Source organism: Pseudomonas sp. TH31, from assembly GCF_016650815.1.
Taxonomy (GTDB): Bacteria; Pseudomonadota; Gammaproteobacteria; order Pseudomonadales; family Pseudomonadaceae; genus Aquipseudomonas.
Genome location: NZ_JAEKEZ010000010.1, coordinates 336467 through 349378 on the forward strand (window position 1 = coordinate 336467; position 12912 = coordinate 349378).

Below are 12912 nucleotides of genomic sequence, written 5' to 3' on the forward strand. Positions count from 1 at the left end.
ATAAATCTACAGCTCTGATATGCTTTCCGGCCTTTGGTCCGAGGTAGCACCATGCAACTCATCGATATCGGCGTCAACCTGACCAACCCCAGTTTCGTCGACAAACACCAGGCTGTACTCGACCGAGCCTACGCTGCCGGGGTCTGCCAATTGGTGCTCACCGGGACCAGTGTCGACGGCAGCGAACAGGCCCTGGAGCTGTGCCGGCAACTGGATGAAAGCGCGCAACGGCTGTTCGCCACCGCCGGCATTCACCCCCACTGCGCCAGCGACTGGAATGCCGACAGCGAACGGCGCCTGCGCAGTTTGCTCAAGGAGCCGAACATGGTGGCCGTGGGCGAATGCGGGCTGGATTTCAACCGCGACTTCTCGCCGCGCCCACAGCAGGAGAAGATCCTCGAAGAACATCTGGCCATGGCGGTCGAACTGCAATTGCCGGTGTTCCTCCACGAGCGCGATGCCAGTCAACGCTTGCTCGAAATCCTGCGCGACTACCGTGATCAGTTGCCAGCCGCCGTGGTGCATTGCTTCACCGGTGAAAAAAGCGCTGTTCAGTTACCTCGACCTGGATCTGCACATCGGCATCACTGGCTGGATCTGTGATGAACGACGAGGCACGCACCTGCATCCGTTGGTGAAAGAGATCAAGCGTGGCCGGTTGATGCTGGAGAGCGATGCACCGTATCTACTGCCGCGCAGCCTGCGGCCCAAGCCGAAGAACGGGCGCAACGAGCCTGCGTACCTGACCGAGGTGTTGCGCGAAGTGGCGTTGCATCGTGAGGAAAGTGAAGAAGACCTGGCGGCTCATACCACCGCTTGCGCCCGGGCATTCTTCGGATTGCCCTCCATCCCCCAGTAACACCTAAATCCCCTGTGGGAGCGGGCTTGCTCGCGAAGGCGGCGGCACATCCAGCATTGATGTGCCAGACACACCGCTTTCGCGAGCAAGCCCGCTCCCACATTGGAACTGTGGTGCTCATTGACCTGCATCAACGCCCAAATCCCTAATAGCGGCACAATGATGGCACCTTGCCAATGCTGTTTCCGCTATCAGAGAAGACCTCCTATGGGTGCCTGGCTTAGCAACATCTCGCTGAAATACAAATTCTGGGCGGTCAACGCGGTCGCCTTCGTCACCACCCTGCTGTTGGTGCTGTACGCCGTACAACTTGAACAGCAAGCCCGCAGCCATGCATCCCAGGTATCGGCCCAGGCCCAGGCGCGATTGCTCAATGCCTGGCCCGCCGGGCAGCCGCTGCCAAAGGCTGACAACGTACTGACCTTCAGTCACGGCCAGGCACCACGGATCAACGGTCAACCAGTGCTGGAACTGACCGACACCAATGGCTGGGTCGATATCAACCGCATGCCGCTGTTCGGCAACAATCCGTTGATGGGCGCCGAGGTGTTCAGCCGCGCCGATGCTCAGCAAGTCGCGATAATCGCGTACGGCCCGAGCCTGACCCAAGTGTTTGGAGAGCGTTTCTTCAACTATGCGATGGCGGTGGCAATCCTGATGCTCGCGATGCTCGGTGCTTCGCAGTTGTTGATCCGTTTCTTGCTCAGCCAGCTCAATACCTTGAAAGACGTGATGCTGCACGTCGAGAAAACCGGTGACCTGTCGGCCCGCGTACCACTGGCCTGCAAGGATGAAGTAGGGCAGATGGCCAATGCCTTTAACGCCATGCAGGCCGGTTATCAGCGAGTGGTCAACACCGTCGCCAACACTGCCCGGCAACTGGATGTCGGCGCGGCACGGCTGGCGTCGAGCATGAATGAAGTGCGCCATGGCATGCTCGGCCAGCAAAGCGAAACCGATCAAGCCGCCACCGCCATCAATGAAATGACCGCCACGGTTTATCACATCGCCCAGCATGCCGGCGCCACCCGCGACCTCTCGCAAAGCGCCGACACCCTGGCCGGCAGCGGCCAGGAAGTGGTCAGCCGAGTGCAGAAATCGATTGCCGGGTTGTCCAGCGGCGTGCAGCAGACCGCCGAGATGATCCAGCGCCTGGCCAAGGACAGCCAGAAGATCAATGGCGTGGTCAGTGTGATTCACAGCATTGCCGAGCAAACCAACCTGCTGGCGCTCAACGCGGCCATCGAAGCGGCGCGGGCCGGAGAAATGGGCCGCGGCTTTGCGGTGGTCGCCGATGAAGTCCGCAACCTGGCCAAGCGCGTGCAAACCTCGACGGATGAAATCACCCTGATGGTTGCTGCCTTGCAGGCCGGGACCCGGGACGCCGTGGACTTCATGCAGGAGAGCTCGTTCAAGGCCGACGATTGCGTGCAGCAGGCCCAGGAAGCCGGGGCAGCCCTGGCGCAAATCACCAGCGCAGTGGCGCAAATGCGTGAAAGCAATACGCAGATCGCAGTGGCCGCCGAGCAGCAGAGTCATGTGGCCGAGGAGATGAATCGCGCGGTGGTGAGTATTCGTGACGTGACCGAGAACACCGTGCAGCAGACGGTGGATTCAGCCACCACCAGCAATGAATTGGCGACGTTGGCTGGAGAGTTGAGCAAGGCCATCGGGCAGCTCAAGCTTTAAAGTCAAAAGATCGCAGCCTTCGGCAGCTCCTACATTGGATCGTCGTACACCTGTAGGAGCTGCCGAAGGCTGCGATCTTTTTTGCCCATTACACCTATCGAGTCAATAGCCAACCTTGATTCGCCGCCCGCCCCTGCCCCGCCTATTCTTCAAGCATGTGTTCAACATGTATCGAGGAGTTTCAACATGGGCAAACGTCATCCCAACCTTCCAGCCTGGCAATGGAAGTCACACCCGCAAAATGACCAACACGCAACCCATCAGGCTTTAAATCTGATCGCCGTTGCACTGGTCATCATCGGGTTTCTGCTGCTCGTTTCAGGCGTTTTCAGCCTGAGCCCGATCAATGTCGTGATTGGCGCCATCGGTGTGTTCGCCGCGCTGGGTATTCAGCGCCGCGGTCACAGCCTGAAGGCGTGAGTCTGAGTGATGTCGTGCTTGCTGGCCGATCAATTCCTGACGTTCTCAGCGGTGGCGGGTGGCGTGCTTGGTGTAAGCAGCGCCACCGTCACTGAGTCAGGCGAAAATAGTCACGGTTTGCCGGCTCATGGCAATCAACTGACCGTCAGTGCTCCACAGTTTCGCTGCCGCATGACCGTAGCCATCCGCAGCGTGTTCGATGTCCACCAGGTATTTGCACCAATCCAGCGTGCTCAACGCCAACAGCGGCTGGACGAATTCGATGGTCCAGGTCAGCGTACTGCCCGCCGCCGGTTTGTTCAGGTGCGGCAACAGGGCCGGCGGCCAAGCGTCAACCAGTGCCAGGATGTACGCCTCGCTGAGCGGCTCGTCCTTCACATCCCCGCGCAAACGCACCCAACCGCCCATGTCCCGGGATTTGTTCCCGGTGAACGGCAATCCGCCGACACTCCAGCGCATCGCCAGATGCTTCATGAATTCCGGGGTCACACCTTTGATGTAGGGCAGTTCCTGGCAGTCGTCCCAGTGTTTCATCTCAGGCGCTGGTTGCGCCGTCACGGCCACTTCGGAAGGTCGCGAGGCACCGAAACTGCCCTGGACCAACGTCACCACCTGACCTTTCTGCATCACCCGGCCCAGCACCTGGCTGACAGCCTTGCCTTCGCGCAATACATCGACTTCAAAACTGACCGGGACATCGGGTTCGACCGGGCCGACAAAAGTGATCGCCAGCGAACGCACTGGCCGATCCGCCGGGACTTTTGCGCGCATGGCTTCGTACTGCAACGCGGCGACCAGGCCACCAAAACTGGCCCGCCCCTGGCCCCATTCGGCGGGAATAGACAGCGCCTGCGGCTGGCTGCGGGCAGCGTCGAGCAGATCGGAAAAGCGCATGGGAACCTCAGAACGCGGAAAAGGATGAAGGGATCTTAACCAGCCTCTGAGGGCAGCACAGCGCTTATTCCGGCCAAATTGACTGACAGATGAGCCGGATACACACCTGCGGCGTAGGAGCTGCCGAAGGCTGCGATCTTTTGATCTTCGGCGCCCTTGATTACGTCACAGATCAAAAGATCGCAGCCTTCGGCAGCTCCTACGCGGGACGGAGGTGAATTCAGGATTTGAAGCAGGAGCTGCTGAGTTTGTCGAGCACTCGGTCGGCTCGACCTTCAGCCTGGGCCATGGTGGTTTTCCAGACCGCGACGCAGGGCTTTAAATCCGCTTCCTGTTCGGCCCGAAGCAACCACTGCCAGCAGTCGTGCCAATCGCCCAGCGCGGCCTGGGCCGATTTGAGTCTGGGCATTGCCTGCTTGGGTAATCGATCAAGTTCGGGGTAGGCCTCGATGCCATAGCGCACACGCTTGATCAACAAGCGCAGCAGATGACGATCATGGGCCGGATCGTGCAGGGTGTGGTCGAGCTTCTTCCACTGTTTGGCCAGGCGTTTTTCGATGCGCTTGCGCAACCCCTTGAGCAAGCCCTGACGCTGGGACGCCCGCAGGAAGCGCGGAAACGCGTCGAGGATCATCAGCAGTTGAATGACTTCAGGGCTGGTCGCGACGGTCGGATAAGCCTCGTCCATTTGCGCCATGCGCCGCTGCGCGGCCTCGGGTTGAGCGTGCTGGAGCAAGTACGCCGCCAACACTTCGCGATCACGCAGAGGCGTGGTCAACTCACCGACCCCAGATGCGGCCACTTCCAGTTGCTCGACCCCAGGCAAACCACGCAAGGGCCGCAACAGGCTGCGCAAACGGCGAACCGTGGTACGCAGATCGTGCAGCGCTTCTGGGTCAGTGCGGGCAGTCAAGCGTGCCTGACAGGCCAGCAAACGGACTTCCAGGCTCAGAACCTGAGCCACCAATCGGTCAACCAAGGCAGACATCGTTTGCTCCCTGAATCGAATTGCCTGCGGCATTCGATGCATCTTGCCTGTATCGAAGCTCGCCGCCATTGAGCTACATCATAGACTTAACGGCCCGCGCGGGACTCACGAATATAGAAGCGCGCCTTCTCGGCTTTGCTGGTGCAACCTTCGTAAGCTTCGAATTGCTGCTGGGTCTTGGCGCCGGTCAACAGCGACAGGGCCTTGGAGTAACTGACAGTGCCGGCGAAACCTTCGGCCTTGGCCAGGTCCAGTTCATGCCAGGCGGCATCGATCTGGGTACCGCAACTGTCACGATAAGCAGTTTTCCCGGCACAACCAGCCAGCGCCAGGGCAATCAAAGGCACACAGATCCAGGCTTTCATCGATAACACCTCAAAGATAAATAAACAGTCGTGCAGGTAAGACGTTCCGGCGAGTAAAAAGTGCCTTGGCCCCGACGTACAAACTATAGCGCTCGCGAGCATACCCATCTGTCGCCATGCAGTGTCGAAAAAACGACGCCCCTGCCCCGTCTAGCGACCTTAACGATTGAAGCGCGCCCCTCGATGGGTGCATTGTTGAACCTTGTCAGACGAGGGCGATTCATGAAAAAGCGTGTCGCACTGGTGCTGGGCTCAGGTGGAGCCCGGGGCTATGCCCATATCGGTGTCATTGAGGAGATCGAACGGCGTGGCTACGACATCGCCTGCATTGCCGGTTGCTCGATGGGCGCGGTGGTCGGCGGGATTTATGCCGCCGGCAAACTCAACGAGTATCGTGACTGGATCGAAAGCCTGGATTACCTCGATGTGTTGCGCCTGGTGGACGTCAGTTTTCGCCTGGGGGCGATTCGCGGGGAGAAAGTCTTCGGCCAGATCCGCAAGATCGTCGGCGAGATCAATATCGAAGACCTGCGCATTCCCTACACGGCGGTGGCCACAGACCTGACCAACCAGCAGGAAATCTGGTTCCAGGCAGGCTGCCTGCACCAGGCCATTCGCGCCTCGGCGGCGATTCCCAGTTTGTTCACCCCGGTGATGCAGGGCAATCGCATGCTGGTCGATGGCGGTTTGTTGAACCCGCTGCCGATCGTGCCGGTGGTGTCGAGCCATTGTGACTTGATCATTGCGGTCAACCTCAACTCGACCAACCAGCGTCACTATCAACTGCCGGTGATCCAGCGTCCGGCAGCGTTCAAGTCGCGCTTCGATAACCTGATCAATTCCCTTGGCTCGAAGATGCCGTTCCGGCGCAAACAGGCCGAACAATTGCTGCTGCTGGAACAGGAAGCGCTGAAAGCCGAGGCGGCGGAAATCAATCCTTGGATCGAATCCGCCGAACCCGAAGCCCAGCAACCGGCGGCGGCTCCGCAAGGTGAGGGTGCGCCGAAATCCGCCACTGGCTCGTTCATCATTGACAACGTCGGGCCGGCGTCCTTGCTGGACCTGATCAACCAGAGTTTCGAGGTGATGCAGACCTCGTTGGCACAGTACAAGATTGCCGGGTATCCGCCGGATGTGTTGATCAACGTGCCGAAGCGCGTGTGCCGGTTTTTCGAGTTTTACAAGGCGCCGGAGTTGATCGCGTTGGGGCGCGAGATAGCGCGCGATACGATGGATCGGTATGAGAATGAGCAGAATTGAAGAGCGAAGATCAAAAGATCGCAGCCTTCGGCAGCTCCTACATTGGGATGGCGTACACCCTGTAGGAGCTGCCGCAGGCTGCGATCTTTTGGATGATCGTTCCCACGCAGAGCATGGGAACGATCAGGACTCGATCAACCGATACCCCACCCCCGCCTCGGTCACGATAAACCGCGGCTGAGTCGGATCATCCGCCAACTTCTGGCGCAAATGCCCGACCACAATCCGCAGGTAATGACTGTCCTCGGTATGGGTCGGCCCCCAGATATCCTTGAGCAATTGCTGCTGGGTGATGACCCGCCCCGGATGCCGTGCCAGTTGCGCCAGCACCGCGTACTCCTTGCGGGTCAGCGCGACTTCAACACTGTCGAGCAGCACTCGGCGATACGCCAGGTCTACGGTGAGCGGGCCAAACGTCAGGGCCGCTTGCTGAGCTTCACCGGCCGGCGCCTGACGCAACAAGGCGCGAACCCGGGCCAAAAACTCCTGAATACCGAACGGCTTGGTCACGTAATCGTTGGCGCCGCCATCCAGCGCTTCAACCTTCTGTCCTTCGCTGGCGCGCACCGACAGCACCAGCACCGGCACCGTCGACCATTCGCGAAACTCGCGCAGCACTTGCTGGCCGTCCATGTCCGGCAGCCCGAGGTCGAGTACCAGCAGATCGGGTTTGTTCAGCGCCGCTTGCGCCAAACCTTCGTTACCAGTGCCGGCCTCAAGCACTTTGTAGCCTTGGGAGGCGAGGCTGATACGCAGGAACTTGCGAATCTGCGGTTCGTCGTCGATGACCAAAATGGTCGCGGTCTGGCTCATGAATTCACATCAACAAAAAGAAGTGGCAAGAGAGTAGCGCAAGCGCGATCAGGCTTCACTTTCGTAGCCCGGTTGCGCCTGCAACGGCAGGTGCAGGGCGATGCAAGTGCCGCGCCCTTCAATGCCATCGGCAACGCTGATCCGCCCACCATGGGCGCCGACCATACCCTGACAAATCGCCAGTCCCAACCCGGTGCCCTGCCCGCCACGATCACCTCGGGCGGCGGTGTAGAACATGTCGAAGATCTTCGCTCGCTCGTCCTCCGGAATCCCCGGCCCTTCATCGCTGACGGAAAAAAACAACTCGCTGTCATCCGCTCCGGCGCGCACTTGCAGGCGTCCGTGAACCGGTGAGAACCGCGCGGCGTTTTCGATCACGTTGACCAGCGCCTGTTCGATCAGCGCCGCATGGACGTAGAGCAGCGGCAGCTCGGCCGGTACTTCGGCACTGACCTGCAACGGCGCCAGCACTGCGCGCAGGCGATTAAGCGAACTGCCGACGATATCGGCCGGCGACACCCAGTCCCGGGCCAGTTTCAGGGCTCCGTGACCGAGCCGGGTCATGTCCAGCAGGTTCTGAATGTAGCGATCCAGGCGCTCGGCTTCATCGCGGGTGCCCTCAAGCAGCTCGCGACGATCCTCCAGCGGGATCGCTTCGCCGAGGGCCAGCAGGCTGTCGATGCTGCCGCGCATGGAGGTCAGCGGCGTGCGCAAATCGTGGGACACCGAGGCCAGCAAGGCACTGCGCAGTTGCTCGGTTTCGCCGTGCAGCCGCGCCGCTTCGAGGTCTTCGGCCAATTGCGCACGGGCCAGGGCCTGGGCCAGTGGCTGGCTCAGCGCCGTCAGCAAGCGCCGGCGCTGCCCGCTTAGGGTCTGGCCTTCTTTGGCACACACACCGAGCAACGCCAGCGGCCCGTCTTCAACCGACAACGGCCACCACCACCAACGCCCGAACGGCAACGTGCCGGTGCCCGCGCCCGCTGGCTGATCGTGTTGCCAGGCCCAATCGGCGGCGGCGCGTTCGGCCTCGGAGAATTCCAGCGGGCCACCGGTTTCGACTTTCCAGCCGCCCTGCCCGTCACGGTTGAGCAGGCACAACTGCAGATCGCTCCAGCCGTTCAAATGCTGGGCGGCGGCGCTGACCACGGCCTGGCGGTCGGTGGCGGCGGTGAGTTTGCGCGACAGGTCGAGCAGTTCGCTGGTTTCTTCCTGAGTGTCGCGCAGGGCCTCCAGTTGCCGGCGTTGCCGCGCCGCGAGATTGCCGGTGAGCGCCGCCATCAGCAGGAAAAACAGCAAGGTCAGGACGTCTTCTTCGCGCTGGATGGCGAACGAGAAGTTGGGCGGGATGAACAGAAAGTCGTAGGTCAGAAACGACAACGCCGCACAGGCCAGCGCCGGGCCAAGGCTGCTGCGCACCGCCACCAGCAACACGGCGGCGAGGAACACCAGGGAGATATTGGGCAGCGGCAAGACACTGGCCACTGCCCAGGCCAAAGCACTGGCCAAAACGGTTGCCACCAAGGCCAGCGCGTAGTCGAACCAGACCAATGAATGCGCCGAACGCTGACGGGTTGCGGGCACTTCATGGTCACTGTCGAGGACGTTGATTTCCAGCCCGCGGGCATCGCGCAACAAGCGTGACGCCAGACCTCCGCCGAACAGGCGCCGACGCAAACGCTGACGGGACTGACCGACCAACACCAGGCTGGCGCGGCGTTCGGCGGCGTGCTGGATCAAGGTTTTCGCCACCTCGCCGGCCCGCAGCAATACCACTTCGCCGCCAAGGCGCTCGGCCAGTTGCTGGGCGCTTTGCAGGCGCAGGCGCGATTGCTCATCGCGCACGCTGCCGTTGTCCACATGCACCAGGCTCCACGGTAAATGCCGACGCTGGGCAACGCGGCTGGCGTGACGCACCAGACGTTCGGCCTGAGCATCGCCATCGACCCCGACCAACAAGCGACCGCGCACCGCTGGCGCAGCCTGGCCGAGCTGGCGATAACCCTGGGCCAGATCATCATCGACCTGGGCCGCAGCGGTTTGCATGGCCATTTCACGCAGGGCGGTGAGGTTGGTTTGCGTGAAGAACGCATCGATGGCCGCACGCGCCTGCTCCGGTACGTAGACCTTGCCATCGCGCAAACGCTCCAGCAGTTCGCGTGGCGGCAGGTCGATCAGCAGTAGTTCGTAGGCTTCTTGCAGGACCCAGTCCGGCAGGGTTTCGCGGACCTGGACGCCGGTGATGCCGCGCACCTGGTCGTTGAGACTTTCCAGGTGCTGGACGTTGACGGTGGTGTACACGTCGATGCCAGCGGCCAGCAGTTCCTGGATGTCTTGCCAGCGCTTGGCGTGGCGACTGCCGGGGGCGTTGCTGTGGGCCAGCTCATCGACCAGCACCAGTTTCGGCTTGGCTTTGAGCAGGCCGTCGAGGTCCATCTCTTCAAGCATGACGCCGCGGTATTCCGTGCGCACCAATGGTTGTTGTGGCAAGCCACCGAGCAGCGCTTCGGTTTCGGCGCGGCCATGGGTTTCGACCACGCCAGCAATGACTTTCACGCCCTGGCGCAGTTGGGTGTGGGCCGCTTGCAGCATGGCGTAGGTCTTGCCGACACCCGGCGCGGCACCGAGGAAAACCTTGAGCCGTCCACGGCCATCCCGAGGCAGGTCTGCTAACAACGCATCGGCGCGGCCGGAGTCACTCATCTGTTATTGCCTTGTTCGACTTGGAATTGGGGTGTTGCGTTAAAAGATCGCAGCCTTCGGCAGCTCCTACGGAGATCGCGGCGTCGACACGGTCTGTGCAGGAGCTGGCGAAGCCTGCGATCTTTTGATCTGTAGGAGCTGCCGCAGGCTGCGATCTTTTGATCTACAGCTTTTCCAGCGCCACATTCAACTCAAACACATTCACCACCGGCGGCCCCACCAGCGGCCGCTCAATGTTCGCATTCATCAACTGCTCAAGCGTAGACACCGGCAGATTACGCGCCGCTGCAACACGCGCCAGTTGATAGGCAATCGCTGCCGGTGGCAAGTGTGGATCGAGGCCGCTGCCGGAGGTGGTCAGCATGGCCAATGGCACCGGACCCTGGCCGGGCACAATCAGTTTGTTGGCATCGTCGATCACCCGAGTGGCCAGGGCCGGGTTGCTCGGCGAGAGGTTGCTGGCGCTGCTCGACACGGTGGCAAACGCACCGGCCGATGGCCGTGGATGGAACCAGGCATCGCCGACGAAATCCTGGGCAATCAGCGATGAGCCACGGACCTTGCCGTCGGCGTCGTGCACCAGGCTGCCGTTGGCTTGATCCGGAAAGGCAACCTGGGCTACGCCAGTGACGACCAAAGGATAGGCGACGCCGGTGATCAGGGTCATCAGCACAAGCAAGCTCAAGGCCGGACGTATTATTGTGGACATTTCAAAATCCTCGAATTCGGTAAGCAAATACAGTGTTCAGTCAGGTGGACCGTGTCGGGCTCATCGCGAGCAGGCTCGCTCCCACAGGGAATGCATTTCAAATTGTGGGAGCGAGCCTGCTCGCGAAGGCGGTGTGACGGGCACACCGCGCAAGGTCAAACCAAATGCAACGCCGTCAACACCATGTCGATCGCCTTGATGCCCACGAACGGCACCAGAAGCCCGCCCAGGCCGTAGATCAGCAGGTTGCGACGCAGCAACGCCGCCGCACTCGCCGCCTGCACCCGCACACCGCGCAGGGCCAGGGGAATCAACACGACGATGATCAAGGCGTTGAACACGATCGCCGAGAGGATCGCGCTCTGCGGGCTGGTCAAATGCATGACGTTCAGCACACCCAATTGCGGGTAGATCGAGGCGAAAAGCGCCGGCAGGATCGCGAAGTATTTGGCCACGTCGTTGGCGATGGAAAAGGTCGTCAGCGCGCCGCGGGTGACCAGCAACTCTTTACCGATCTGCACCACGTCCAGCAGCTTGGTCGGGTCGCTGTCGAGGTCGACCATGTTCGCCGCCTCGCGTGCCGCTTGCGTGCCGTCGTTCATCGCCATGCCGACGTCTGCCTGGGCCAGGGCCGGGGCATCGTTGGCGCCGTCGCCGCACATGGCGACCAGACGACCGTCGTTTTGCTCGTGACGAATGCGCGCTAGCTTCTTCTCCGGCGTGGCTTCGGCCAGCACGTCATCGACGCCCGCTTCAGCCGCAATTGCCGCAGCGGTCAGCGGGTTGTCGCCGGTCACCATGACGGTGCGGATGCCCAGCTTGCGCAGCTCGGCAAAACGCTCGCGAATGCCAGGCTTGACCACGTCCTTGAGGTGGATTGCACCCAACAACTTACCGTCGGCGCAGACCAGCAACGGGGTGCCGCCGCTCTGAGCGATCTTGTCGATTTCCGGGACAGGGAGGGTGCCAGGTCCGCGCGTTTCAGGCCGACAAAGGCCAGCAGCGAATCCACCGCGCCTTTGCGGTACACGCGCCCCTGATAGTCGACACCGGACAGGCGAGTCTCGGCACTGAACGGTACGGCGGTCAGCAGTTCAGGGCTTGGTTCTGGCTGCGGATGCAGACCGCGCAGGAATTCGACGATGGATTTACCTTCAGCGGTGTCGTCGGCCAGCGAAGCAAACAACGCACCTTCAGACAGCTCTTTTGCGCTGACGCCCGGTGCCGCATACACAGCGGTGCAGCGACGGTTACCAAAGGTGATGGTGCCGGTCTTGTCCAGCAGCAGGACGTGCACGTCCCCCGCCGCTTCCACGGCGCGACCGGATTTGGCGATCACATTGAGCCGAACCAGGCGATCCATCCCGGCGATACCGATGGCCGACAACAAACCGCCGATGGTGGTCGGAATCAGCGTGACCAACAACGCCACCAGGAACACCAGCGGCAGGCTGCCGTTGGCGAAGTGGGCGAACGGTTGCAGGGTCACGACCACCAGCAGGAAAATCAGCGTCAGGCCGATCAGCAGGATGTCGAGCGCCACTTCGTTCGGGGTTTTCTGGCGTTTGGCGCCTTCGACCAGAGCGATCATGCGGTCCAGCGTCGACTCGCCCGGTTGGCGGTGATGCGCACCAGCAGCCAGTCGGAGACCAGGCGAGTGTTGCCGGTGACGGCCGAGCGGTCGCCGCCGGATTCGCGAATCACCGGCGCGGATTCGCCGGTAATCGCCGCTTCGTTGACCGCCGCGATACCTTCAATCACCTCGCCGTCGCCGGGGATCATTTCCCCGGCTTCGACGCGTACCACATCATCCTTGCGCAGGCTGGTGGCGGGCACCATCTGAAAGGTGCCATTGGACGTTTTGCGCCGGGCGCTCAAGCCTTCGCTGCCGGCCTTGAGGCTGTCGGCACGGGCCTTGCCGCGACCTTCAGCCAAGGCTTCGGCGAAGTTGGCGAACAGCACGGTGAACCACAGCCACAGCGCAATTTGCGCCGCGACGAAAGTCGGCACACTGCCGTCGGGAATGAAGCACAGCACGGTGGTCAGGATGGCGGTCAGTTCGACCACCAGCATCACCGGCGCACGTTGCAATTGCCGTGGGTCGAGTTTGACGAAGGCTTGCACCAACGCCGGACGCCACAGGGCCGAGATCGCGGTTTTCGGTTGTTCCGGTGCCTTGATGAGCACCGGCTTGTTTACGGGCATATTCATCATC

8 protein-coding genes and 3 pseudogenes are annotated in these 12912 nt (G+C 61.5%); 4 read left to right on the top strand and 7 right to left on the bottom strand.

Annotation, left to right across the window (positions count from 1 at the left end):
• Window positions 1-51 precede the first annotated feature (51 nt).
• The 3 genes and pseudogenes from JFV26_RS08175 to JFV26_RS08185 all read left to right on the top strand — a co-directional run bounded on the left by JFV26_RS08175 (window position 52) and on the right by JFV26_RS08185 (window position 3063).
• Window positions 52-859: pseudogene (locus JFV26_RS08175) on the top strand (TatD family hydrolase).
• Between the two features lie 207 nt (window positions 860-1066).
• Window positions 1067-2548 (top strand): methyl-accepting chemotaxis protein, encoded by a 1482-nt coding sequence (locus JFV26_RS08180; protein ID WP_201191341.1) that lies wholly within the window; start codon window positions 1067-1069, stop codon window positions 2546-2548.
• Window positions 2549-2734: 186 nt separating this feature from the next.
• Window positions 2735-3063 (top strand): annotated as a pseudogene (locus tag JFV26_RS08185) (terminase).
• 1 nt (window position 3064) lies between these two features.
• On the opposite strand, the gene JFV26_RS08190 reads toward JFV26_RS08185, so the two are convergent.
• From JFV26_RS08190 to JFV26_RS08200, 3 genes are all read right to left on the bottom strand, one after another.
• Window positions 3065-3862: an acyl-CoA thioesterase gene (locus JFV26_RS08190; RefSeq protein WP_201191343.1), complete on the bottom strand. Its 798-nt coding sequence runs from the start codon at window positions 3860-3862 to the stop codon at window positions 3065-3067.
• A 220-nt stretch (window positions 3863-4082) separates the two neighbouring features.
• Window positions 4083-4850 carry a CHAD domain-containing protein gene (locus tag JFV26_RS08195; RefSeq protein ID WP_201191345.1) on the bottom strand — a complete coding sequence of 256 codons (768 nt, stop codon included), beginning with the start codon at window positions 4848-4850 and terminating at the stop codon, window positions 4083-4085.
• Between the two features lie 86 nt (window positions 4851-4936).
• A complete protein-coding gene (locus JFV26_RS08200; protein WP_054051974.1) occupies window positions 4937-5215 on the bottom strand; it encodes a hypothetical protein in 279 nt (92 codons plus the stop codon).
• A gap of 222 nt (window positions 5216-5437) precedes the next feature.
• On the opposite strand from JFV26_RS08200, the gene JFV26_RS08205 reads away from it, so the two are divergent.
• Entirely contained in the window at window positions 5438-6475 is a 1038-nt protein-coding gene (locus JFV26_RS08205; protein WP_201191347.1) for a patatin-like phospholipase family protein, read from the top strand.
• A 123-nt stretch (window positions 6476-6598) separates the two neighbouring features.
• Here JFV26_RS08205 and JFV26_RS08210 read toward each other — a convergent pair whose 3' ends face one another.
• The 4 genes and pseudogenes from JFV26_RS08210 to kdpB all read right to left on the bottom strand — a co-directional run bounded on the left by JFV26_RS08210 (window position 6599) and on the right by kdpB (window position 12908).
• Window positions 6599-7288, bottom strand: coding sequence for a response regulator (locus JFV26_RS08210; protein WP_201191349.1), 690 nt, complete (start codon window positions 7286-7288; stop codon window positions 6599-6601).
• Between the two features lie 48 nt (window positions 7289-7336).
• Entirely contained in the window at window positions 7337-9988 is a 2652-nt protein-coding gene (locus tag JFV26_RS08215) for a sensor histidine kinase (protein ID WP_201191351.1), read from the bottom strand.
• Between the two features lie 163 nt (window positions 9989-10151).
• Window positions 10152-10697: a potassium-transporting ATPase subunit KdpC gene (gene kdpC / locus JFV26_RS08220; protein WP_201191353.1), complete on the bottom strand. Its 546-nt coding sequence runs from the start codon at window positions 10695-10697 to the stop codon at window positions 10152-10154.
• A gap of 155 nt (window positions 10698-10852) precedes the next feature.
• A pseudogene (gene kdpB / locus JFV26_RS08225) lies at window positions 10853-12908 on the bottom strand (potassium-transporting ATPase subunit KdpB).
• Between the last annotated feature and the right edge of the window lie 4 nt (window positions 12909-12912).

What these genes read in the sequence shown, in the direction of transcription:
- JFV26_RS08200 (WP_054051974.1), bottom strand. Translation starts at nt 5,215, where the DNA reads ATGAAAGCCTGGATCTGTGTGCCTTTGATTGCCCTGGCGCTGGCTGGT.
- kdpC (WP_201191353.1), bottom strand. Translation starts at nt 10,697, where the DNA reads ATGTCCACAATAATACGTCCGGCCTTGAGCTTGCTTGTGCTGATGACC.
- JFV26_RS08205 (WP_201191347.1), top strand. Translation starts at nt 5,438, where the DNA reads ATGAAAAAGCGTGTCGCACTGGTGCTGGGCTCAGGTGGAGCCCGGGGC.
- JFV26_RS08180 (WP_201191341.1), top strand. Translation starts at nt 1,067, where the DNA reads ATGGGTGCCTGGCTTAGCAACATCTCGCTGAAATACAAATTCTGGGCG.
- JFV26_RS08195 (WP_201191345.1), bottom strand. Translation starts at nt 4,850, where the DNA reads ATGTCTGCCTTGGTTGACCGATTGGTGGCTCAGGTTCTGAGCCTGGAA.
- JFV26_RS08210 (WP_201191349.1), bottom strand. Translation starts at nt 7,288, where the DNA reads ATGAGCCAGACCGCGACCATTTTGGTCATCGACGACGAACCGCAGATT.
- JFV26_RS08190 (WP_201191343.1), bottom strand. Translation starts at nt 3,862, where the DNA reads ATGCGCTTTTCCGATCTGCTCGACGCTGCCCGCAGCCAGCCGCAGGCG.
- JFV26_RS08215 (WP_201191351.1), bottom strand. Translation starts at nt 9,988, where the DNA reads ATGAGTGACTCCGGCCGCGCCGATGCGTTGTTAGCAGACCTGCCTCGG.